Origin of the sequence: Streptomyces qinglanensis, assembly GCF_900111245.1 — a bacterium.
Classification (GTDB): Bacteria; Actinomycetota; Actinomycetes; order Streptomycetales; family Streptomycetaceae; genus Streptomyces; species Streptomyces qinglanensis.
Window position 1 is genome coordinate 568,484 of the sequence record NZ_FOGO01000002.1, and the last position, 20,761, is coordinate 589,244.

At 74.9% G+C, this 20,761-nt stretch carries 19 protein-coding genes and 1 pseudogene; 7 read left to right on the forward strand and 13 right to left on the reverse strand.

Annotated features, from left to right (window positions below; genetic code table 11):
- From BMX65_RS06815 to BMX65_RS06825, 3 genes are all read right to left on the reverse strand, one after another.
- Window positions 1-804 (reverse strand): tripartite tricarboxylate transporter TctB family protein, encoded by an 804-nt coding sequence (locus BMX65_RS06815; protein WP_079171725.1) that lies wholly within the window; start codon window positions 802-804, stop codon window positions 1-3.
- Window positions 801-1,784, reverse strand: a complete 984-nt coding sequence (locus BMX65_RS06820; RefSeq protein WP_074999307.1) for a Bug family tripartite tricarboxylate transporter substrate binding protein — start codon at window positions 1,782-1,784, stop codon at window positions 801-803. The genes BMX65_RS06815 and BMX65_RS06820 overlap by 4 nt, the downstream gene beginning before the upstream one ends.
- Window positions 1,785-2,055: 271 nt before the next feature.
- A complete protein-coding gene (locus BMX65_RS06825; RefSeq protein WP_074999198.1) occupies window positions 2,056-2,424 on the reverse strand; it encodes an anti-sigma factor antagonist in 369 nt (122 codons plus the stop codon).
- A 387-nt stretch (window positions 2,425-2,811) separates the two neighbouring features.
- Between BMX65_RS06825 and BMX65_RS06830 the strand changes: the two genes are divergently transcribed.
- Window positions 2,812-3,453, forward strand: a complete 642-nt coding sequence (locus BMX65_RS06830) for a cupin domain-containing protein (RefSeq protein ID WP_074999199.1) — start codon at window positions 2,812-2,814, stop codon at window positions 3,451-3,453.
- Window positions 3,450-4,211, forward strand: coding sequence for an SDR family NAD(P)-dependent oxidoreductase (locus tag BMX65_RS06835; RefSeq protein WP_074999200.1), 762 nt, complete (start codon window positions 3,450-3,452; stop codon window positions 4,209-4,211). The genes BMX65_RS06830 and BMX65_RS06835 overlap by 4 nt, the downstream gene beginning before the upstream one ends.
- 220 nt (window positions 4,212-4,431) lie before the next feature.
- Here the strand turns inward: BMX65_RS06835 and BMX65_RS06840 are convergent, their stop codons facing one another.
- Together BMX65_RS06840 and BMX65_RS06845 are read right to left on the reverse strand one after the other, a co-directional pair.
- Window positions 4,432-6,861: an ATP-binding cassette domain-containing protein gene (locus BMX65_RS06840; RefSeq protein ID WP_074999201.1), complete on the reverse strand. Its 2,430-nt coding sequence runs from the start codon at window positions 6,859-6,861 to the stop codon at window positions 4,432-4,434.
- Window positions 6,862-6,984: 123 nt separating this feature from the next.
- Entirely contained in the window at window positions 6,985-8,541 is a 1,557-nt protein-coding gene (locus BMX65_RS06845; RefSeq protein WP_074999202.1) for a hypothetical protein, read from the reverse strand.
- A gap of 112 nt (window positions 8,542-8,653) precedes the next feature.
- Here BMX65_RS06845 and BMX65_RS06850 point away from each other — a divergent pair, with 112 nt between their 5' ends.
- Both BMX65_RS06850 and BMX65_RS06855 read left to right on the forward strand, forming a co-directional pair.
- A complete protein-coding gene (locus tag BMX65_RS06850) occupies window positions 8,654-10,210 on the forward strand; it encodes a molybdopterin-dependent oxidoreductase (RefSeq protein WP_074999203.1) in 1,557 nt (518 codons plus the stop codon).
- Window positions 10,207-10,833, forward strand: coding sequence for a hypothetical protein (locus tag BMX65_RS06855; RefSeq protein ID WP_338068943.1), 627 nt, complete (start codon window positions 10,207-10,209; stop codon window positions 10,831-10,833). Before BMX65_RS06850 ends, BMX65_RS06855 begins: the two co-directional genes overlap by 4 nt.
- Here the strand turns inward: BMX65_RS06855 and BMX65_RS06860 are convergent.
- Genes BMX65_RS06860 through BMX65_RS06870 form a run of 3 tightly spaced genes read right to left on the reverse strand, consistent with a single transcriptional unit; the run spans window position 10,785 to window position 13,074 of the window.
- Window positions 10,785-11,540 carry a class I SAM-dependent methyltransferase gene (locus tag BMX65_RS06860; RefSeq protein ID WP_074999204.1) on the reverse strand — a complete coding sequence of 252 codons (756 nt, stop codon included), beginning with the start codon at window positions 11,538-11,540 and terminating at the stop codon, window positions 10,785-10,787. The two genes, BMX65_RS06855 and BMX65_RS06860, sit on opposite strands and share 49 nt — an antisense overlap.
- The gene (locus tag BMX65_RS06865) at window positions 11,537-12,361 is read right to left on the reverse strand and encodes a TIGR04282 family arsenosugar biosynthesis glycosyltransferase (RefSeq protein ID WP_239502055.1); all 825 of its coding nucleotides are present in this window, start codon (window positions 12,359-12,361) and stop codon (window positions 11,537-11,539) included. The genes BMX65_RS06860 and BMX65_RS06865 overlap by 4 nt, the downstream gene beginning before the upstream one ends.
- The gene (locus BMX65_RS06870) at window positions 12,358-13,074 is read right to left on the reverse strand and encodes a glycosyltransferase family 2 protein (RefSeq protein ID WP_239502056.1); all 717 of its coding nucleotides are present in this window, start codon (window positions 13,072-13,074) and stop codon (window positions 12,358-12,360) included. The genes BMX65_RS06865 and BMX65_RS06870 overlap by 4 nt, the downstream gene beginning before the upstream one ends.
- A 125-nt stretch (window positions 13,075-13,199) precedes the next feature.
- Here BMX65_RS06870 and BMX65_RS06875 point away from each other — a divergent pair, with 125 nt between their 5' ends.
- Together BMX65_RS06875 and BMX65_RS06880 are read left to right on the forward strand one after the other, a co-directional pair.
- On the forward strand, window positions 13,200-13,919 hold the full coding sequence (locus BMX65_RS06875; protein ID WP_074999206.1) for a response regulator transcription factor: 720 nt from the start codon (window positions 13,200-13,202) through the stop codon (window positions 13,917-13,919).
- 6 nt (window positions 13,920-13,925) lie between these two features.
- Window positions 13,926-15,047: a sensor histidine kinase gene (locus tag BMX65_RS06880; RefSeq protein WP_074999207.1), complete on the forward strand. Its 1,122-nt coding sequence runs from the start codon at window positions 13,926-13,928 to the stop codon at window positions 15,045-15,047.
- 187 nt (window positions 15,048-15,234) lie between these two features.
- Here the strand turns inward: BMX65_RS06880 and BMX65_RS06885 are convergent, their stop codons facing one another.
- The 4 genes from BMX65_RS06885 to BMX65_RS33165 all read right to left on the reverse strand — a co-directional run bounded on the left by BMX65_RS06885 (window position 15,235) and on the right by BMX65_RS33165 (window position 19,548).
- Complete coding sequence (locus BMX65_RS06885; protein WP_074999208.1) at window positions 15,235-16,320, reverse strand: NAD-dependent epimerase/dehydratase family protein; 1,086 nt, start codon at window positions 16,318-16,320, stop codon at window positions 15,235-15,237.
- A 256-nt stretch (window positions 16,321-16,576) separates the two neighbouring features.
- Window positions 16,577-17,230, reverse strand: coding sequence for a TetR/AcrR family transcriptional regulator (locus BMX65_RS06890; RefSeq protein ID WP_074999209.1), 654 nt, complete (start codon window positions 17,228-17,230; stop codon window positions 16,577-16,579).
- A 39-nt stretch (window positions 17,231-17,269) separates the two neighbouring features.
- Window positions 17,270-18,139 carry an SDR family oxidoreductase gene (locus tag BMX65_RS06895; RefSeq protein WP_079171727.1) on the reverse strand — a complete coding sequence of 290 codons (870 nt, stop codon included), beginning with the start codon at window positions 18,137-18,139 and terminating at the stop codon, window positions 17,270-17,272.
- 278 nt (window positions 18,140-18,417) lie between these two features.
- Window positions 18,418-19,548 (reverse strand): sigma-70 family RNA polymerase sigma factor, encoded by a 1,131-nt coding sequence (locus BMX65_RS33165; RefSeq protein ID WP_074999210.1) that lies wholly within the window; start codon window positions 19,546-19,548, stop codon window positions 18,418-18,420.
- 230 nt (window positions 19,549-19,778) lie between these two features.
- Here BMX65_RS33165 and BMX65_RS06905 point away from each other — a divergent pair.
- A pseudogene (locus tag BMX65_RS06905) lies at window positions 19,779-20,114 on the forward strand (ATP nucleotide 3'-pyrophosphokinase); the annotation flags it as partial.
- Here the strand turns inward: BMX65_RS06905 and BMX65_RS06910 are convergent.
- A complete protein-coding gene (locus BMX65_RS06910) occupies window positions 20,095-20,751 on the reverse strand; it encodes an RNA polymerase sigma factor (protein ID WP_074999211.1) in 657 nt (218 codons plus the stop codon). The pseudogene BMX65_RS06905 and the gene BMX65_RS06910 overlap by 20 nt on opposite strands.
- Between the last annotated feature and the right edge of the window lie 10 nt (window positions 20,752-20,761).

Here is a 20,761-nt window from a genome sequence, read left to right on the forward strand (position 1 = left end):
TCACATCACTCCCATCAGTGGTCCGCCCGGCAGATGGACGCCGAGGAGGAGGTGGAAGACGGTGTAGGTGAGCAGGGAGAGCCCGGCCGCGATCAGCGGATCGCGGGTGACGGCGTGCCGGCGGCTGCCCAGCGTGAAGGCCGAGCCCCAGAAGAGCAGGGCGCCGGCGAGGGGGAAGCCGAGAGGTTCGATCAGCGCGGCGAAGGCGAGGAAGACTCCGGCGAGGAGTGCGACGGTACGCCAGTCGCCTGCTTCGCTCTCCTCCGCGCCTTCCGCGTCCGGCTGCGCGGCTCGTGCGCTCACCGGCTCCGGGCGCGCGGCTTCTTGCGGGGCCTTCGCGTCCCTGGGCTCCGGGAGCCGGGTCTCCGCGTTCCTGGGCTCCGGGAGCGTCGTCCCACCCCCTGCCTCCCGGGGTCCGGCTCCGCCGTCCCCGGACGTATCGCTCCCGGACGTATCGCTCCCGGACGTATCGCTCCCGGCCGTATCGCTCCCGGACGTACCGTCCCCGGTCGCGCCGCGCAGGACGTCGACGGTGAGCACGACGGAGACGACCAGCAGCGCCGTCCCGACGACGAGGGGGACCGTGCGGGGGCCGACCGGGCCGCGTGCCGAGGCGACCGTCTCCATGGTGAGCGCATCGCTCAGCACGAGGATGCCGACGGCCAGCAGCAGGGCGCACAGGCCGAGTTCGGAGTAGCCGCGGCGCCGTGCGGCCCCGGAGCCGGTCCGTGCTGCCCCGCCCGGCCGGTCGGCCCGCGGCCTTCGCGGGAGGCGGGGGGATCGGGTGCCGTTCGCGTTGCTCACTGCCCCAGCTCCTTCAGGACGGAGTTCACGCGCTTGTCCTCGCGCTCGAGGAAGCGGCCGTACTTGTCACCGGGCAGCCAGGCGTCCTCCCAGCCGTTGGTCCGCAGCGAGGTGCGCCACTGCTCGGAGCGCCGCAACTCGCGCAGGAAGCGGACCAGCTTGTCCCGTTGGGCTTCGGAGAGTCCGGGCGGCGCCATCATGCCGCGCCAGTTGGTGAACTCCACGTCGACACCGCTCTCCTTGAGGGTGGGCGCGTCGAAGCCCTCGGCCCGTTTCGGGCCGGTGACGGCGAGCAGCCGCAGCTCGCCGGACTCGATCTGGTCGCGGTACTCGCCCAGGCCGGAGACCCCGAAGGCGACCTTGCCGCCCAGCACCGAGGCCAGCAGCTCACCGCCGCCGTCGAACGGCACGTAGTTGACCGCCGTGGTCCTGATCCCCGCGGCGCGGGCCATCAGCATCGGTGCGAGATGGTCGGGGCCGCCCGGCGAGGATCCGCCGCCGACCGGCATGGCACCGGGATGCTTCTTCCAGTCGGCCAGGAGCTGCCGGAACGTCTTGTACTTGGAGTTCTTTGCGACGACCACGATGTCGGGCTCCTCCGTGAGCCGGGCGACGGGCGTCGCGTCGGCGAGAGTGGAGGGCGCGTGGTTGGTGTGGACGGCACCGACCACTCCGAGGCCCATGGACATCGTCAGCTTGCCGTTGCCGCGCTCGTTGACGAGCCGGCTGAGACCGACGGTGCCGCCGGCGCCGGGCAGGTTGTAGACCTCGATGTTGTGGTTGAGGCCGGCGTCCTCGGCGTTCTTGGCCGCCGTACGCGCGGTGATGTCGTAGCCGCCGCCGGGGGTGTTGGGCACCATGAAGCGCAGGCCGGGGATGTTCGTGCCGCCCGAGGTGCCGCTGCCGGAGGTGATCAGCGGGGGTACGAGCAGCACGACCGCCGCGGCGGCCGGGGGGGAGAGCAGGGCGCGCGAGCGCACGCGCAACACCGCCTTTCCGGGCAGTCCGGGGGACAGGAGGGGGAGGAGGCCCACATGCTGCCCGGGCGGCGGGGCGGTGTCTGCCCTCGTACAGCAAGAAAAGTATTGGTCGTTGTGGTCCTTGTGGTCCCGCCTCCGGGCGCGGCCGGAGCGGCGCGCCGCCCGGGTACGGGACAGCGGGGTGCGGCGGTGCGGCGGTGGCGCGTGCTGGATACCGCGCGACCGGGGGCTCTTCCGGCCCGCTGCCGCAGTCGCGGGCGGACGCGCGGGCTCAGCGCAGGTCTTCGGCGGGAGGCAGGGCCGCGTCGAGGGCGTCGACGGAGGGGTACCGGGGCAGGGAACGGCCCAGTTCCAGCCGTCGCAGCAGCCTGCCCACCGGCATCTGCCCGCAGAGCAGCACCAGCCAGCCCTCCCGGGCGAGCGCGGTCGACCGGGCCCGCAGCAGGACCCGGAGCACCGAGCAGTCCAGGAACGTCACGTCCCGCATGTCCAGGACGACCCGGGGCGGTGCGGTGTCCGAGAGGGCCCGGACCAGGTCGCTCTCCAGCTCGGGCAGCGTCGCGATGTCCAGTTCGCCTCTCGCGCGTACGGTCCGGAACCGGGCGGAGCCCGGGGTGTCGGAGCGCGGGACGGCGACCATCGGAGACCCCTTCCACTGACGGGCGGTACGGAGGGCTGGGCGGGCTGGGCGGGTCGAGCGGGTGGTGCGGCGGTGGGACATGGGGGCGAGGGGGCGAGGGGGCGAGGGAGCAACGGGGGCGAGAGGCATGGTGGAGCGGCGCGTGCCGCCGATCGGACCGCGCGGGTGCCGCGCGTCCGGCGGGCCGGCCGTTCGGCCGTTCGGCTGCGACTCCGGGGCCGAACACGTGCACTTTATGCATGTCCTGGGGCCGCTGAGGCACGAGTGCGGACACCGAACCCCTCAGTGCGTCGATCTCACTCGTCCGAGTGACAGTAGAGCGCTGCGGAGCCGGGAGGGGCGCATGGAGGGCGCATGGCGTGTGTACCGCCGGGGCAGGGCTGAGGAATGCGACGCGAGGCGGGAGACGAGGCACGCGCGACAGCGGAGGCACTGGCAGCGCACTACGGGTTGGAGCCGCTGCCACGCGAGGGCGGCCGGTTCCGGCGGCTGTGGGCGGGACCCGACCGCGGCGACGGCCGGCCGGAGGGCTCCGCGATCGTGATGCTGTTGACGGACGCCCCGGACGACTACTGCGCGCTGCACCGGCTGCCGTCGGACGAGGTGTGGCACCACTACCTCGGCTCCCCGCTGGAGTTGTTGCTGCTCGGCCCCGAGAGCACGGGGGCGAGGACGCCGGTGCTCGGGCCCGACGTGCTGGGTGCGGGGCACCACGTGCAGCTCACGGTGCCCGCCGGTACCTGGATGGGCGCCCGGGTAGCCCCACACGCGGCGGGTGGACCGGGGCCCGGCGGACCGGGACCGGGCAGACCGGGACCGGGAGCGGGCAGACCGGGACCGGGAGCGGGTGAGCCGGGGCCGGGCGGGCCGGGGCCCGGCGAGCCGCAGGGCGGGGCGGGCGCGTGGACGCTGTTCGGCTGCACGATGGCCCCCGGCTACACCGACGCCGGCTACGAGCACGGCGAAGCGGAGGCGCTCGTCCGTGCGTACCCCGAGCACGCGCGGCTCATCCGGGAGCTGGCCCGATGAGTGCGGCGGCGCCGCGCACGGTGCTGGTGACGGGCGCCTCCGGCGGCATCGGTCGCGGCATCGCCCTCCGGTTCGCCGCGGCGGGCGCGCCGGTGGCGGTGCACTACCGCGGGGATCCGGCCGGGGCCCGCGAGACCGTCGCCGCGATCGAGCGGGGAGGTGGCGACGCGCTGGCCCTGCACGGTGAACTGGCCACCGGGGAGGGCTGCCGGGCCGTGGTCGCCGAGGCGGCCGGGTGGCGCGATGCGGGGCTCGGCGCGCTGGTCAACAACGCGGGGGTGCAGCCCGTGCGGGAGCTGGCGGGGATGACCGTCCAGGAGTGGCGCGCGGTCGTCGACACCAACCTCTCCAGCGTCTTCTGCTGCACCCAGGCCGCGGTCCCGCTGCTGGCGGAGGGCGGCGGCGGCAGCATCACGCACGTCGCCTCTGTCGAGGCGGCCCAGCCCGCGCCGGGCCACGCGCACTACGCCGCGTCCAAGGCCGCGATCGTCGCGCACGCCCGGGCCGCCGCGTCGGAGTACGGGCCGCACGGGGTGCGGGTGAACACCGTCTCACCCGGGCTGGTGGCCCGGGACGGCATCGAGGAGCAGTGGCCCGAGGGCGTCCGGCGCTGGCGCGCGGCAGCGCCGGACGGGCGGCTGGGCACCGCGGAGGACGTGGGGGACGCGTGTGTGTTCCTCGCCTCGCCGCGGGCCCGCTGGATCAACGGGCACGATCTCGTGCTGGACGGCGGGGTGTCGGCCCGGCCCTCGTGGTGACCGGGCCGACGCCCTGCACGGAAGCGGCCCCCCCCGGGGGTACCGGCCGACGCCCTGCACGGATGCGGCCCCACGGGTGACCGGGCCGACCCCCGCACGGACGTGGAGCCCCCCGGGACGCCCTGCTCGGACGCGGAGCGCCCGGTGACGCCCCCGTGCAGGCGCGGAGCGCCCGGTGACGCCCCCGTACAGGCGCGAAGCGCCCGGTGACGCCACCGGCTCAGCCGACGGGCTGCCCGGCCTCGGCGCCCACATAGCTGCGCAGGTACTGCGCCGTCAGGGTTCGGGAACTGGTGACGAGTGCCGCCGGCGGGCCGGTGAACAGCACTTCCCCGCCGTCGTGTCCGCCGCCCGGACCGAGGTCGATGATCCAGTCCGCGTGGGCCATCACCGCCTGGTGGTGCTCGATGACGACGACCGAGTTGCCGTCCTCGACCAGCCGGTCCAGCAGCGCCAGCAGTTGGTCGACGTCGGCCAAGTGCAGTCCGGTCGTCGGCTCGTCCAGGACGTAGGTCGCGGCCTTCTCCGCCATGTGGATGGCCAGCTTCAGCCGCTGGCGCTCGCCGCCGGACAGCGTGTTGAGCGGCTGCCCCAGCCGCAGGTAGCTCAGGCCGACGTCCCCGAGACGGCCCAGGATCGTGGCGGCCTGCCCGGTGGGGAAGAACGCGGCAGCCTCGGCCACCGACATGCCCAGCACTTCGCTGATGTTCTTGCCGCGCAGGGTGTACTCCAGCACCGCCGGGGTGAAGCGCTTGCCCTCGCACTTCTCGCACACCGAGGAGACGCCGGCCATCATCGCCAGATCGGTCCAGACGAGGCCGATGCCGTTGCAGTTCGGGCAGGCGCCCGCCGAGTTGGCCGAGAACAGCGCCGGTTTGACGCCGTTGGCCTTGGCGAAGGCCGTGCGGATGGGCCCGAGCAGTCCGGTGTAGGTGGCCGGATTGCTGCGGCGGGAGCCGCGGATGGGGGACTGGTCGGCCACCCGTACGCCGTCCCGTCCGGACAGGTAGCCGTGGATCAGGGAGCTCTTCCCGGACCCCGCGACGCCCGTGACGACGGTGAGGACGCCCAGCGGGATGTCCACCTCGACGTTCTTGAGGTTGTGCAGGTCCGCTCCGGTGATCCGGACGGCGCCCTTGGGCTCCCGGACCGTCTCGCGCAGGCGGGCGCGGTGGTGGAGATGGCGGCCGGTGAGCGTAGGGGAGGCGCGCAGCCCGGGCACGTCGCCCTCGTAGCAGATCCGGCCGCCCTCGGTGCCCGCGCCGGGGCCGAGGTCGACCACGTGGTCGGCGATGGCGACGACTTCCGGCTTGTGCTCGACCACCAGGACGGTGTTGCCCTTGTCGCGCAGGAGCAGCAGCAGTTCGTTCATCCGCTGGATGTCGTGCGGGTGCAGGCCGATGGTGGGCTCGTCGAAGACGTAGGTGACGTCGGTGAGGCTGGAGCCGAGGTGCCGCACCATCTTGACGCGCTGCGCCTCGCCTCCGGAGAGGGTCCCGGCGGGGCGGTCCAGACTCAGGTAGCCCAGCCCGATGTCGACCAGGGAGTCGAGCGTCTGGCAGAGCGCGTCGCGCAGCGGCGTCACATTGGCCTGCGCTCCGCCCGACGCATGCAGCTCCCCGCCCCCGGAGTCCCCGGAGCCCCAGTCCCCGGAGTCCCGGTCCCCGGAGTCCCCGGACTCCCGGCCATCCCCGGAGGGCGGCCGGGAGTCCGGGGCGGTGTCGGCCAGCCCGCGCACGAACGGGGCGAGGTCGCTGATCTGCAGCGCGGCGCAGTCGGCGATGTTCCGCCCGTCGATCCTGGAGGAGAGTGCCGCCTGGCTGAGCCGGCTGCCGCCGCACGCCGGGCAGTCGGTGTAGACGACGGCCCGGTCGACGAACTCCCGTATGTGGGACTGCAGCGCCTCCCGGTCCTTGGACAGGTAGGTGCGCCGGATGCGGGCGACCACGCCCTCGTAGGTGAGATTGGAGGTGCCGACCTTGACCTTCGTCATCGGCTTGTACAGCAGCGCGTCCCACTCCTCCGGGGTGAAGTCGCGCACCTTCTTGTCCGGGTCGAAGAAGCCGGAGTTGACGACCACCTGCCAGAACCAGCTCTCCACCGCGAACCCCGGTGCGATGATCGCCCCTTCGCGTACGGACCGTCCGGTGTCGACGATCCTGCCGGTGTCGACGGTCGTGGTGCGGCCCAGTCCCTCGCACTCGGCGCACATGCCCTCGGTGCTGTTGAAGCTGAACGCGGTCGAGGGGCCGACGTAGGGCGTGCCCAGGCGGCTGAAGAGGATCCGCAGCATCGTGTAGGCGTCGGTGGCGGTGCCCACGGTGGAGCGGGAGTTGGCGCCCATCCGCTCCTGGTCGACGACGATCGCCGCGCTCAGGTTGCGCAGGCTGTCCACGTCGGGGCGGCCCAGGCTCGGCATGAACGACTGGACGAACGTCGTGTACGTCTCGTTGATCAGCCGCTGCGACTCCGCCGCGACCGTGCCGAAGACGAGCGAGGACTTGCCCGACCCCGAGACTCCGGTGAAGACCGTCAGCCTGCGCTTGGGCAGGTCGAGGGAGACATCGGCGAGGTTGTTCTCGCGCGCTCCGCGCACTTCGATGACTGAGTGGCTGTCGGCGGGCGTCAGCGGCGTGTTCTGGGCCGGCATCCTGCTTCTCCTAGGTTCCCGACCGGCGTCCCGCGCCGGTCGGCGCAACGGAAGTGCTCGATCCGCCAGCCTAGGGAACGGGTGTGACAATCGGTGCGGCTCGCCGGCCGGTCAGCCGCGTGCTCACCAGCCGGTCAGCAGCAGGTGGTTGACCGCCAGCGCGGTCGCTGCCTGGGCCGCCAGCCAGTACCGCGCTCCCCGCCGCGGCAGCAGCGCCGCCGCGGGCAGCAGCCAGGTGAGGAAGGGCAGCCAGATCCGCTCGGTCTCGGCCTTGCTCATGCCGGACAGATCGGCGACGGCGATCGTCAGCACCGCCGCGGCCACCACCGCCGCGAGCCGTGCGCGGCTGTCCGGCCCGGCCGCGGCGAGCTCGCCGCCCGGCTGCCGGGCCCGCAGCCGTACGGCAGCCTGCCGCCCGGTCCGCGCGGCGGACACCAGCGCGCGCCGCGCCCCGGCGACCGCAGCGGGTCCGGCGGCGGTCACGGCGCAGGCGACATTGCCCCACACCCAGTAGCTGTACGGCCGGATGCGCGCGGCCCCTTCGTAGTAGCGCTCGGTCAGCAGCCGGTAGCCCTCCCACCAGTTGAAGCCCGCGAGGGTGAAGCCGGCCGCCACCACGGCCACCCCGGCCAGCACCCACGGCAGGGGCCGCAGGGTGCGGGACAGTGCGAGCACGGTGAGGCCGAGCAGCGCGCACAGGGTCAGCCCGTACGACAGGTAGCAGGTCAGCCCGAACAGCAGCCCGGCGGCGAACGCGACGGCGCGCGGCGCGCGGACCGCGCCGGTACCGGACCGGGCGGCCAGCGCGAGGAGGGCCAGCGCCCAGGCGGCGACCGCGGTGAAGTAGCCGTCAGCCGAGACCCCCACCCACACGGCGGTGGGCGCCAGGACGAGGAACGGTGCCGCCCTGCGGGCGTGCTCCTCGTCGGTGAGCGCGCGCAGGGCGACCAGCACGGCTGCGGCCGCCGACGCGCCGACGGTGATGACCCAGGCGGAGGCCCACGGCCCGCCGCCGAGCCCCACCCGGTCGAGCCCGACGAAGGTGAGCACCGCGGCGGGCGGGTGGCCCGCCACATGGGGCACCCAGTTGTCCGGGGAGTGCAGCAGGATGTGGTCGGTGAAGGTGCGCAGCGCGGCACCGGCGTCCGCGAACCGGTCGATCTCCTGGAGGTACTCGTAGGCGGACGTCAACTGGTTCTCCACGCCCCGGTGCCAGCCGTCCACCATCGCCAGCGACCAGATCCACGCCATGGAGGCGAGCCAGACCGCGGGCAGCAGCCGCCGCCACCGCAGCCGCGCGGCCAGCGCGGGACCGTAGCCCAGCACGGCCCCGGCCACCAGCAGCGCGGCGGGCGTGCCCGGGCCCAGATGCGGCTCCAGGTGGGCGTAGTACGGGGGCCAGTGGACTCGCAGGGTGCCGTGTTCCCGCTCGATGGCGCCGCCGATGACGACGGCCGCGGTCACCAGCGCCCCGGCCGCCGCCACGACCGCCAGGTCGGGACGCAGACCGCGCGGCCACGCCCCGGGGCCGCGCCACCGGGTCCGAGTGCGCGGGGCGGTGCCGGTCCCGCGCTGCTGCGGGGTCCGGGCCCCGGAGGGTGCGTCCCGGGTGTCGGGTGCGGATCCGGCCTCGGCGCTGTCGGGGCGGGTGGAGGGCGGAGGGGAGGGTTCGGCAGCCACACGGGCACGTTAGGCCGCGCGGGGCCGTGCGGGGGCCACCAGGGGAGGATGTCAGCGTTTCGTCATGGGTTCCCGGCCTCCGCGGGGCGGTCCGGGCGCATACGGTCGCCGCATGGGCGACCACCGCATCCTTCCGCGACCCCCGTTCCCCCGGCTCCCCACCGATCCCGGCTTCTGGCGCAGCCCGCTGCGCGGCCCGTGGCTGACGGCGCTGCTCGGTGTCGTGCTGCTGCTCGGCATCACCGTGCTGTTCGTCACCGGGCTGCTGTCGTACGCGGCGTACAACCCGGACCTGGCCGCTCCCAACGACCGGACACCGGACCGCGGGCTGCTCGGGTTCTACCTGTTCGCCTGGCCGACGGATCCGTACTGGCTCTACCGGCTCACCCAGGGACTGCACGTCACACTCGGTGTGGTGCTCGTCCCGGTGCTGCTGGCGAAGCTCTGGTCGGTCGTCCCCAAGCTGTTCACCCTGCCGCCCGCGCGGTCGGCGGCGCACGCGCTGGAGCGGATCTCGCTGCTGCTGCTCGTGGGGGGCGTCCTGTTCGAGTTCGTCACCGGGCTGCTGAACGTCCAGCTCGACTACCTGTTCCCCGGCTCGTTCTACCCGCTGCACTTCTACGGTGCCTGGGTGTTCATCTCCGCCTTCGTGGTGCACGTCGTCCTGCGGCTGCCGAAGGCCCTCCAGGCGCTGCGGAACGGGGCACCGCGCGACTTCGCCTCCGGCGGCACCGCAGACGCCAGGCGCGAGGAGCGCGCGGCACGCCGGTACGAAGCGGCCGCCGAGCGGGCCGGTACCGGGGAGACCGAGACGGGCGAGGCCGGGGAGGGTGCCGCCGCGGGGGAGTCCGCCGTGTCCGGCGGGCAGGAGGAGCGGTCCGCGGCCGGGGAGTACGACGAGGGCGGGGAGCACGACGGCGCCGAGGAGGACGACCGGCCCGGCGCGCGGGCCGCGGGCGGCGCGCCCGAGCGCGCCCACGAGGGAGCACGCGAGCCGGACCTGGAGACCGGGCTGGTCGCACCCCGTCCGGCAGCGCCCACCCTGACCCGGCGCGGCGCGCTCGGCGCGGTGGGCGGCGGCTCCGTGCTGCTGCTGGCGGTGACCGTCGGCCAGAACTTCGACGGACTGCCCCGCCGCACCGCCCTGCTGGCGCCGCACGGCGGGCCGGAACCGGGGACCGGCGCGAACGCCTTCCAGATCAACAAGACGGCTGCCGCCGTCGGCGTCACCGACGCGGAGACCGGAGCGGGCTGGCGGCTGACCCTGGAGCGTCCCGGCGGGCGCACGCAGCGCCTCTCGCGGGCCGACCTGCTGGCCATGCCGCAGCACTCCGCCGCGCTGCCGATCGCCTGCGTGGAGGGCTGGTCGACCTCCGACCAGCACTGGAGCGGTGTGCGGCTGAGCGACCTGGCGGAGTTGGCCGGGTTCGACCCCAGAGACGGGCTGCCCGGGGTGTTCGTCGCCTCCCTGCAGCGCTCCGGCGCCTTCCGGCACGCGGCACTGCGGGACAACCAGGTGCGCGATCCGCGGTCCCTGCTGGCGCTGCGGGTGGGCGGTGAGGATCTCTCCCTCGACCACGGCTATCCGGCGCGCGTCATCGTTCCGGCTGCGCCCGGGGTGCACAACACCAAGTGGGTGCAGCGCCTGGCGTTCGGAGCGGACCGATGAGCGGCGGCCCGGAGGAGGCCGCCGCGGGCGGCGCGGCGGACGACCGGGCGGGCGCCGGGGCGGAGTCCGCCCGGGAGCCGGGAGCTGCCCGGGAGCCAGGAGCTGCTCGGGAGCCAGGAGCTGCTCGGGAGCCGGGAGCCGCCGGGCTGCGCCGACTGCTGGGGAGCCCGTTCCAGATCGTCCTGCTGCTGGCCTCGTTCGTGCTCGCCGGATACGCGGGCGTGCGCTTCCTGGCGGACGACTGGCTCGGGGTCGCGGTGTGGTTCGTGGGCGCGGCGCTGCTGCACGACCTGGTGCTGGTGCCGCTGTACTCGCTGGCCGACCGGGTGCCCCGGCTCGCCGGGCGGTACGTCAACCACCTGCGGATCCCGGCCCTGCTCTCCCTCCTGCTGCTGGTCTGGTTCCCGCTGATCACCGGACCGGCCGACCGGTACGCGGGACTCACCGGACGGCCGGGCGGCAACAACGGCTACGCGCTGCACTGGCTGTGGCTGACCGTCGGCCTGTTCGCCGTCTCCGGACTGTGGCTGGCCGTACGGACCCTGCGCGGCCGCCGGGACCGGCGGCCGGCCCCTCAGGGGCGCCGCAGCGCGACGAACGAGCGTCCGCCGGACTCCCACTGACCCGCGGTCGTCCACCCGGCGGGCGCCGCGTACCGCAGCAGCGCCGCGGTGCCCAGCCGGGCCCAGGGGAAGGGCCGGCCGCTGCCAGGGGGCGGATGGTGCACGCTGCGCCCGTCGTCGATGCGCACCTGGGCCCGCTCGTCCACGTCCAGGGGCGAGGTCTCGGCCAGCAGCAGGCCGTCCGGCGCCAGGAGCCGGGCGCAGCGCTCCAGGAGTGCCTCGGGGGCGCCGCCGATGCCGAGGTTGCCGTCCATCAGCAGCACGCTGCCCCACCGGCCCTCACCGGGCAGCGGTTCGAAGACCGAACGGTGCAGCGCGGTACCGCCGAGGCCGACGGTGCGGGCGACGGCCTCCGGGCTCACGTCGATGCCCAGGACCCGGTGGCCGAGCGAGGACAGGGCCGCCACCAGCCTGCCGGGCCCGCACCCCACGTCCAGCACCGCGCCCTCGCAGCGGCGCAGTACGGACATGTCGGCGGAGTCCGCGCTCGCACACCAGCGCTCCACCTCCAGAGGCAGCAGCCAGCCGTCGCTGCGCCGCAGGAAGAGCGGGCCGCGGCCGCTGCGGAGCGCGTCCGCGTACGGGTCGGCGCCCCACGGGGTGGCCGGAGTGTCCTTCTCGGGAGCCGCGGCTGCGGTGCCCGCCGGGGCCGCCGCGTCCGCGGGTGCCGCCTGGTGCGGGGGCGTGGCGCGGGTGGTGGCGGTCATGGGGCGGCCGTCCGGTGCGGCGCGGCGTCCTCCGGGGACCGGCCCGCGGGGATGCCGGGGCGGTAGGGCCGCAGCTCCGGTACCGCCGCCACTGCGGCCGCGAACCGGCTGCCCGGGGCCTCGGCGGCGACCCGGACCGCGTCCTCGGCGGTGTCCACGTCGCGCAGCGCGGGCAGTCGGCGCACCCGCAGCCCCTCCCGGGTGAGCCGGTCGAGTTGCGCCTGCCCGGTCGTGGCGGTGGACATCGGAACCCCGCGCAGCAGTGCGGGATCCGGGCGGGCCAGTCCCAGGGCCCAGAAGCCGCCGTCCAGCGCCGGCCCGAACCAGGCGTCGCACTCCTGCCAGCCGTCGGGACCGAGCGCGGGTTCCAGCAGCGCGGGTGTCACCTGCGGGGTGTCCATCCCCACGAGCAGCGCCGGACCGGTGCCCGCAGCGGCGAACGCCGCGGCCAGCCGCTCGTCCAGGCCGCCGGAGCACTGCGGTACGACGTCGAAGCCGGGCGGCAACCACGCGCCGGGCTGTCCGGACAGCACCAGCACCCGGCGCGCGGCGGGCATGGCGCGCACGGCCTGGAGGGTGTCGTGCAGCGCGGCCGCCGCCAGCCCGGCCGCCTGCTGCGGGGTGCACGGCGGGCACAGCCGCGTCTTGGCCCGCCCGGGCAGCGGCTCCTTGGCGATGACGAGCAGCGTGGTGGTCCCCTCCGGGACGCTGGTTCCCTCCGGTGTGGTGGCTCCCTCCGGTGCAGTGGTTCCGTCAGGGGCAGGTCCCTCCGGGGCGGTGCCCTCCGGGGTTCCCTCGGCAGGACGGGACGGCGTCGTCATCGGGCAGCCTCCTGTTCGGTGACGGGCGGCTCCTGGAGCACCGCCCGCATGTCGCGTACCGCGTGCCAGGTGCCCCGCCAGGTGCCGGTCACCTTGGACTTGCCGGTGCGCGGGCGGTAGGGCACGTCGCGCTCCTCGATGCGCCACCCGGCGTCCGCCGCCCGCACGACCATCTGGAGCGGGTATCCGCTGCGCCGGTCGGTGAGTCCGAGCCCCAGCAGCGCTTCGCGGCGGGCCGCGCGCAGCGGGCCCAGATCGTGCAGCCGCACACCGGTGCGCGCGTGCAGCATCCGGGAGAGCGCGAGGTTGCCCGCGCGGGCGTGTGCGGGCCACGCGCCGCGCGTCTGCGGGCGCCTGCGGCCCAGGACGAGGTTGCTGCGGCCCTCCCGCACCGCCTCCACGAACGGCACCAGGAGGGCCGGGTCGAGCGAGGCGTCGCAGTCGCAGAAGCAGACGATGTCCGCCTCGGCCGCCGTCAGCCCCGCGTGGCAGGCGGCGCCGAAGCCGCGCCGGGACTCGGAGACGACGGTCGCGCCCAGTCCGCGTGCCGTGGCCGCCGAGTCGTCCGTGGAGCCGTTGTCGACGACGATCGCGCGCCAGCCCGGGGGGATCCGCTCCAGCACCCAGGGCAGCGCCTCTTCCTCGTCGAGGCAGGGGAGTACGACATCGACACCGGGCACGGGCACGGCCTCCTTCGGACGAGGTTCGATCACGCTCCGCACACCCTACGGAGCCAAAAGCGACATTCCAGACTTCGCGTTCTTACGAAACACGGACATCGCCCCGGCTGCCGCCGGCCCGGCTCCCGCGCTCCGGCATCCGGTGCGACCCTGAGGCCATGCAGCCACCACCCGCCGGGCGTGTCCTGGTCGTCGACGACGACCCCACCGTCGCCGAGGTCGTCACCGGATACCTCCAGCGCGCCGGATACGCCGTCGACCGCGCGGAGACCGGCCCCGACGCGCTGGAACACGCCGCGGCGCGGTGGCCGGACCTGGTCGTGCTCGACCTGATGCTGCCCGGCATGGACGGCCTGGAGGTCTGCCGCCAACTCCGCGGCCGGGGACCCGTGCCCGTCATCATGCTCACCGCACTCGGCGACGAGGGCGACCGGGTGCTGGGCCTGGAGGTCGGCGCCGACGACTACGTCACCAAGCCGTTCAGCCCCCGCGAGCTGGTGCTGCGCGTCGAGTCCGTGCTGCGCCGCAGCCGCCATGCCGAAGAGGCCCCGCGGCCCGCCGCGGTGCTGCGCGCCGGAGGGCTGGCCGTCGATCCCCTCGCCCGGCGCGCCGCCCGGGACGGCACCGAGCTCTCGCTCACCGTGCGGGAGTTCGACCTGCTGGCCCACCTGCTGCGGCACCCCGCCCGCGCGTTCTCCCGCGAGGAGCTGATGCGCGAGGTGTGGGGCTGGGCCTTCGGCGACCTCTCGACGGTCACCGTCCACGTACGCCGGCTGCGCGCCAAGATCGAGGACGATCCCGCGCAGCCCCGGCTGATCCAGACCGTGTGGGGTGTCGGCTACCGGTTCGACCCGGGCGCCGACGCGCAGGAGGACTGAACCACCGTGCACGACATGCTGCTCATCGCCCTGTTCGCCTTTCTGGGAGCCGCCGCGGCCGGACTGCTGGGCGCCCTGGCGCTGCGCGCCCTGCGGCACCGCTCGCTCGCCGTCTCGCTGACGGTCGTCTCCACCGTCGCCGTGACCGCCATGCTCTCCGGGACGCTGGCCGTCGCCTGGGCCATGTTCCTCTCCCGGCACGACCTGTTCGTCATCACCACGGTCGTCGCGATGGCGGCCGTCGTCTCGCTGGCGACCGCGCTGCTGCTGGGCCGCTGGGTGGCGTCCCGCAGCCACGCCCTCACCCGCGCGGCCCGGTCCTTCGGGGACGGCGGCAGCTTCCCGGCTCCCGGCGCGGCCGAGGCGGACGATCCGGCCGAGTTCGCGGCACTCACCCGGGAGCTGGCCGCCACCAGCGAGAAACTGGCCGCCTCCCGGGACCGCGAGCGGGCACTGGAGAGCTCCCGGCGGGAACTGGTCGCCTGGATCTCGCACGACCTGCGCACCCCGCTGGCCGGACTGCGTGCCATGTCCGAGGCGCTGGAGGACGGCATGGTGGAGGACACCGGCCGCTGCCTGCGGCAGATCCGCACCGAGGTCGAACGGCTCAACTCCATGGTCGGCGACCTGTTCGAGCTCTCCCGGATCCATGCGGGCGCGCTCGCCCTGACCACCCACCGGGTGACCTCCGCCGAACTCGTGGAGGAGGCGCTGGCGGGCGCCGACCCGCTGGCCCGGCAGAGCGGGGTCCGGCTGGTGGGCGACGCGCTGACCGACGTGCCGGTGGAGGTGGACCCGCGCGAGATGACCAGGGTGCTGGGGAACCTGCTCGTGAACGCCATCCGGCGCACTCCGGCCGACGGCACCGTCGCGGTGCATGTGCGCAGCGTCGAGGAGCAGGTCGTCCTCTCCGTCACGGACGGCTGCGGCGGCATACCCGAGGAGGACCTGCCCCGCGTCTTCGACACCGGCTGGCGCGGCACCCACGCCCGCACGCCCCCGGGCGCGGGCCTGGGGCTGGCCATCGTCCGCGGCATCGTCGAGGCCCACCGGGGCACCGCAGCCGTCCGCAACGTGACCGGCGGCTGCTGCTTCGAACTCACCCTGCCGACCGCCGGACCGGGCTGAGCGCACACCGAGCGGTCCACCACCGGGGCGACTGCACCCGGTGGTCCGCTTGCTCCCGGTGGGCGGCGGCCTGGTACCGGTGGGCGGGCCGGTCTCGGTGGGCGGCCCGGTGCGGGCGGGTCGGTTGCTCCCGGTGGGCCGGTCGCAGCCGGCGGCGCAGGAGCGGGCACGGTGGCGCAACGGTCCGCTACGCCCGCCCCGACGGCGCCCTCATGTCGGACGCCGCGAACTCCTTCATGCCCTCCGCGAAGCCGATCTGCGCGCGCCATCCCAGCTCCCGCGCGGCCCGTTCGGAGGACGCCGTGATGTGCCGTACGTCGCCCAGCCGGAACTCGCCCGTCACCACCGGGTCGGGCCCGCCGTGGAACTCGGCCAGCGCGCTCGCCGTCTCGCCGATGGTGTGCGGGTCGCCGCTCCCGGTGTTGTACGCGGCGAAGGAGCCCGGCGCCCGGTCCGCGCCCGGCATGCGCAGCGCCTCCAGCGCGGTGACGTTGGCGGCCGCGATGTCCCGCACATGGACGAAGTCCCGGCGCTGCGCCCCGTCCTCGTAGACGGTGGGGGCCATCCCGCGGGCGAGCGCCGAGCGGAAGAACGAGGCCACCCCCGCGTACGGCGTGTCGCAGGGCATGCCGGGCCCGTAGACGTTGTGGTAGCGCAGCGAGACCGCGGCCCCGCCGACCGCGCGGGCCCAGGCCGCCGCCAGGTGCTCCTGGGCGAGCTTGGTGGTCGCGTAGGTGTTGCGCGGGTCCAGCGGCGCGTCCTCGCCGACCAGTCCGGGACGCAGCGCGGCTCCGCAGTCGGGGCACGGCGGATCGAACCGCCCGGCACGGAGGTCCGGCACGGCACGCGGCCCCGGCCGGACGACCCCGTGCTGCGGGCACGCGTAGCGGCCCTCCCCGTAGACGACCATCGAACCGGCCAGCACCAGCGCGCGCACCCCGGCCCGCTCCATCGCCGTCAGCAGCACCGCCGTGCCGAGGTCGTTGCAACTGACGTACTCCGGGGCGTCGGAGAAGTCCTTGCCCAGCCCGACCATCGCCGCCTGGTGGCACACCGCGTCCACACCGTGCAGCGCCTCGGCGACGGCGTCCTGGTCGCGCACGTCGCCGCGCAGCCACCGCACCCCCGGCGCGGCGGCCGGGGACGCGGCGCCCTCTCCGTGCGCCGACGGGAGCAGGGCGTCCAGGACGACCGCCTCGTGGCCCGCGTCGGTCAGGGCCTCCACGACGTGGGAACCGATGAATCCGGCACCGCCGGTGACAAGAACGCGCATACAGCCACGCTAGAGGCGCGCGGGCGTCGCGCAACGGTACGCGGCACCGTGTCATCGCTCCGTAAGAACCCGATCCCCGCCGGCACCGCCATGAGCGCCTGGTCCGTGCGGATTGTCCTACCGTGCGCTCACCGCGGGGCCGTGCAGGCCCCGTCGGACTCCGGGGGCGTGGACGGCACGCCGGACGCGGGAACTTCGCGTCCGGCACTGCGGGTGCGGCGCGTCGCCTTCGGCTCGGGGACGGGCGCCCTCCGGCTCAGCGGACGGTCCGGAACGCACCCGCGCGGGCCGCCTCGTACGCCGCCAGCGCGGCCCGGTCGGCGGCCGCCCGGTCCAGGGGGGCGCCGGTGGTCAGCAGTTGGTAGTACAGCGGTGCGGAGACGGCGCGGATGACCTCCTCGGGGTCCGTGTCGGACGGTACCTCCCCCCGCTCGGCCGCCTGCCGCACGCAGGGTGCCCACTCCGCGATCCGCGACGCGTAGAACCGGTGCAGGGCCTCGGCTGCGGGCGCGTCGCACGTCGCCGCGGCGATGACTGCCTTGAACAGCGCGCCCTGCCGGGGATCCGTCAGGGTGCGGCGCACCAGTGCGGCGTTGGCCGCCAGGTCGTCGAGGAGCGCGCCCGTCTCGGTGCGGGGTTCGGACTGCTCGGCCATGTCGTCGAGCAGATCCGCCAGCAGCGCGGTGATCGTCCCCCAGCGCCGGTAGACCGTCGTCTTGCCCACTTCCGCGCGGCGGGCCACCTCGGCGAGGTCGAGGTGGGCGAAACCGTGCTCCGCGAGGGCGTCCCCGGCGGCGCGCAGCACCGCCTCGCGCACCCGCGCCGTGCGTCCCCCGGGCCGTACGGTGCCGGGTGAGGCGGCGGCTCCCGGGCCGGTCGTCCTCCGCCGGGCCCCCGGTTCAGGTGTCACAACGGGTCTCCAGTTCCCTTACGGCTCGCACGGGCCACTTTACTGGGCCTCGACAGAGCCGGAGTCCCGTCCGCCGGTGCGCTGCCGCCCCGCCTCCCGGGCCTCCCGCGCCGCCAGGAACGCGGCGAAGGTGACGGTGCCGGTGGCCAGATCCGGGGCCAGGTTGTCGCCCCGGCGGAACGCGCGGGCCGTACGTCCGGGAAGGGGGAGGTCCAGCACACGGCGGGTGCGCCCGGCCGACCGGAGGGTGAGTTCGGCGAGTTCGTGCGCGGTGTGCACCCGCGGCCCTCCCATGTCCGGCACCCGGCCGGCGGGCTCACCGCGAACCGCCGCGGCGAGCCGGTGGGCCACCTCGGTGACCTCCACCGGCTGGAACCGGAATCCGGCCGGTGCGACGACGCCCGGCAGCCGCCGCTGCGCCGTGGTCAGCGAGGCCACGAGGTCGTGGAACTGGGTCGCCCGCTGGATCGTCCACGGCACCCCCGACCGCTCCAGCAGCCGCTCGGCCGCGAACTTGGCCTTGTAGTACGGGAAGGGAATCCGGTCCACGCCCACGATGGAGATGTAGACCAGGTGGTGCACGCCTGCCTCGCGCGCCGCCTCGACCAGCCGCGAGAGCACCTTCACCTCCCGCCACGGATCGGTGGCACAGTGCACGATCGCCCGTGCGCCGGAGACGGCCGCCGCCAGCCCGATGCCCTTGACCAGGTCGCAGACCGCCCACTCGCAGGGCCGGTCGTCGTCCGCGCGGCGGGGGCGCCTGCTCATCACACGCACCGTCGTACCGTCCGCCAGCAGCGTGTCCACCAGCGGACGGCCGAGGGTTCCGGTGCCACCGGTCACCAGTACGGGCCCGGCGGCGTGCGGGGTGCCGGAAGCGTGGCCGGTCGGGTTCGGCGAAGGGGCCATGGGACTCGTTCCTCCGGGGTCGGGAGTGTGCCGTTCCCCTGGAGACCGGACAGCGGCCCCGAACGTGACGACCCGCCCCGCGTGCCTGCCGCTCCCACGCCGAACCCGAACCGAACCCGGCTCCGGACCGGGCTCCGGGCCCGGCCCCGGCCCCGGCCCCGGATCTGAACCGCGGGCCGGCGCGGACCGGCGCGGACCGGCGCGGACCGGCCGCGGTACGCGCTCGGCCGCGAGGTACGCGCACAGGAGCCGCAGTCCCGCTCGATCCGGCGCGGAGGTCAGCTCGACGGGTACGCAGCGAACTGCCGTGCCGCATAGGCGATCTTGTCCGGGCTGACGCAGATCCGCAGCGCGGATATCCGCTCCTGGGCCACCTCCAGCGTGACCACGCCCAGCAGCCCGTCCTCCGCGAGCGCGAGCAGCGCGGGCCCGCCGTTCACCTCGCACGGCACCAGAACGGCTGCTGCCGCGAACCGGGCCAGACCGCCCGCCAGGTACCGCGCCACCTTCGCTCGGCCCAGGATCGGGCGCCGTGCGGCGCTGATCCGCCCGCCGCCGTCCGCGTACGAGACGACGTCCTCGGTCAGCAGCCGCTCCAGCCGCCGGAGATCGCCCTCGCGGGCGGCTGCGACGAAGGACTCCACCAGCCCCGTCCAGCGCTGCCGCACGGGTGCGCCGACGCCGGTCCCGCCGACCGTGCCCGTGGCGTCCGTCGTATCCGTTGTGCCCGCCGCGACCGCTGTGCCCGTCGTATCCGTCGCGTCCGTCGCGACCGCTGTGCCCGTCGCGTCCGTCGCGACCGCTGTGACCGTCCCGTCCGTCGCGCCTGCTGTGCCCGTCGCGTCTTTCGTGCAGGTCTCTCCGGTACGCGGGGCGGGCGCACCGCGGCCGATCGCCTGCTTGGCCCGTCGGTGGAGCTGGCGCGAGTTGGCCTCCGAAGTCTCCAGCAGCTCCGCGATGTCCCGGTGCGGGTAGCCGAACGCCTCGCGCAGCACGAACACCGCCCGCTCCGGCGGCGTGAGCCGCTCCAGCAGGACCAGCAGCGCGAACGAGACCGAGTCGCGCTGCTCGACCGTCTCCAGCGGGCCGAGCGGCGGCGGTGCGGTCCGGGGCCCGGCGCCGCTGGTGCCCGCCACCGCGCCGACCGTGCCGCTCGCCGTCGTCAGCACCGGCTCGGGCAGCCATTGGCCCACGTACCGCTCGCGGCGCATCCGGGCGGAGGCCAGCTCGTTGAGGCTGAGATTGGTGACGACCTTGGCCAGCCAGGCGCCCGGGGCCGTCACCGTGTCCCGGTCGGTGCGCTCCCAGCGCAGATACGCCTCCTGCACGAGGTCCTCCGCCTCGGACGCCGAGCCCAGCATCCGGTAGGCGATCCCGAAGAGCCGCGCCCGATGCGCCTCGAACTCCATCGCCGCGTCCACCACGCGGCCCAGTGGACCACGCGGCCGACCGAAACCGCAGCCACCCCCGCCGAGGTGCCCGGGGCCCCTCCGGGCTTCGCCGAGGTCCCCGGACGCCCTCGTGGACGCCCTCGTGGACGCTCCCGTGGACGCCTCCGGCCTCCGCGGAGTCTCCCGCCCCATGCCTTCTCCGGCCCCGTGACGATCCGAGGCCGGGCGCGTTAGCCCAGCGGGCGCCGGTGAAGTGGTCCAACACCTGGGGCCGCGAGAAGGGCTACAAGGCCGTCAACTCGGCGTGGACGGCGCCGCGGTCGGGCCATGTCCTCGAGGTCCAGTTCCACACGCCGGGCGGAAAGCAGGCCCAGTTGCGGACGCACAAGCTCTACGAGGAGCAGCGGCTCCCCAGCACCTCTCCGGCCAGGGCGCAGGAACTGCAGCGCGAACAGGACCGGATCTTCGCCGCCGTTCCCGTCCCCGAGGGCGCCGCGGCCCTCCAGCCGCCGACCGAGGTGGTCGCGCGGCCGGGAGCGACGGTGCCCGGCCGCGGCGCGGAGGTCACAGCTCCTGTGAGGTGAGCCAGGGCCGGATCTGGCGGCGGGCGTGGTGCAGCCGGGACTTGACGGTGCCCAGCGGGATGCCGAGGCGGTCGACGATCTCGGCGTAGTCCATCTGGCACACGTCGCGGTAGACCAGGGGAGCCACCAGATGCGGGCTCTCCTGCTCCAGCCGCTCCAGCGCCTCCAGGAGGTCCACCCGGGAGCCCGCGATCACACTCGTCGTCCGCGGGTCCGGGCGCTGCTCCGGGGCGCTCGTCTGGTGCGGGAGCGTCGGCTGCTCGACGGCGCGGCGCTTGAGTTCGCGGTACTTCTGGCGGGAGCAGTTGGCCACGATCGTGTGCAGCCAGGTGCTGAAGCGGCTGCGGCCCTGGAAGCGCTCGATGTGCCGGGAAACCTGCAGCAGTACGTCCTGCGCGGCCTCCTCGGCGTCCTCGCGGAAGAGGAGGAACCGGCCGCAGTGCCGCACCACGTCGGGCCGGATGGTGCGCAGCAGCGCGTCGAGGGCCGCACTGTCCCCGGTCGCCGCGCGGGCCGCGAGGGCTTCGGTGTCGGCGGGCGCCGACGGGTCGACGGGCTCCGGTGTCGCTCCGGTGCCGGTCGGCTCAGGCCGCCCGGATGGCTGGTTCACGGCGTGGGAGGAGGACGGTGGGCACATCCAGGCATCA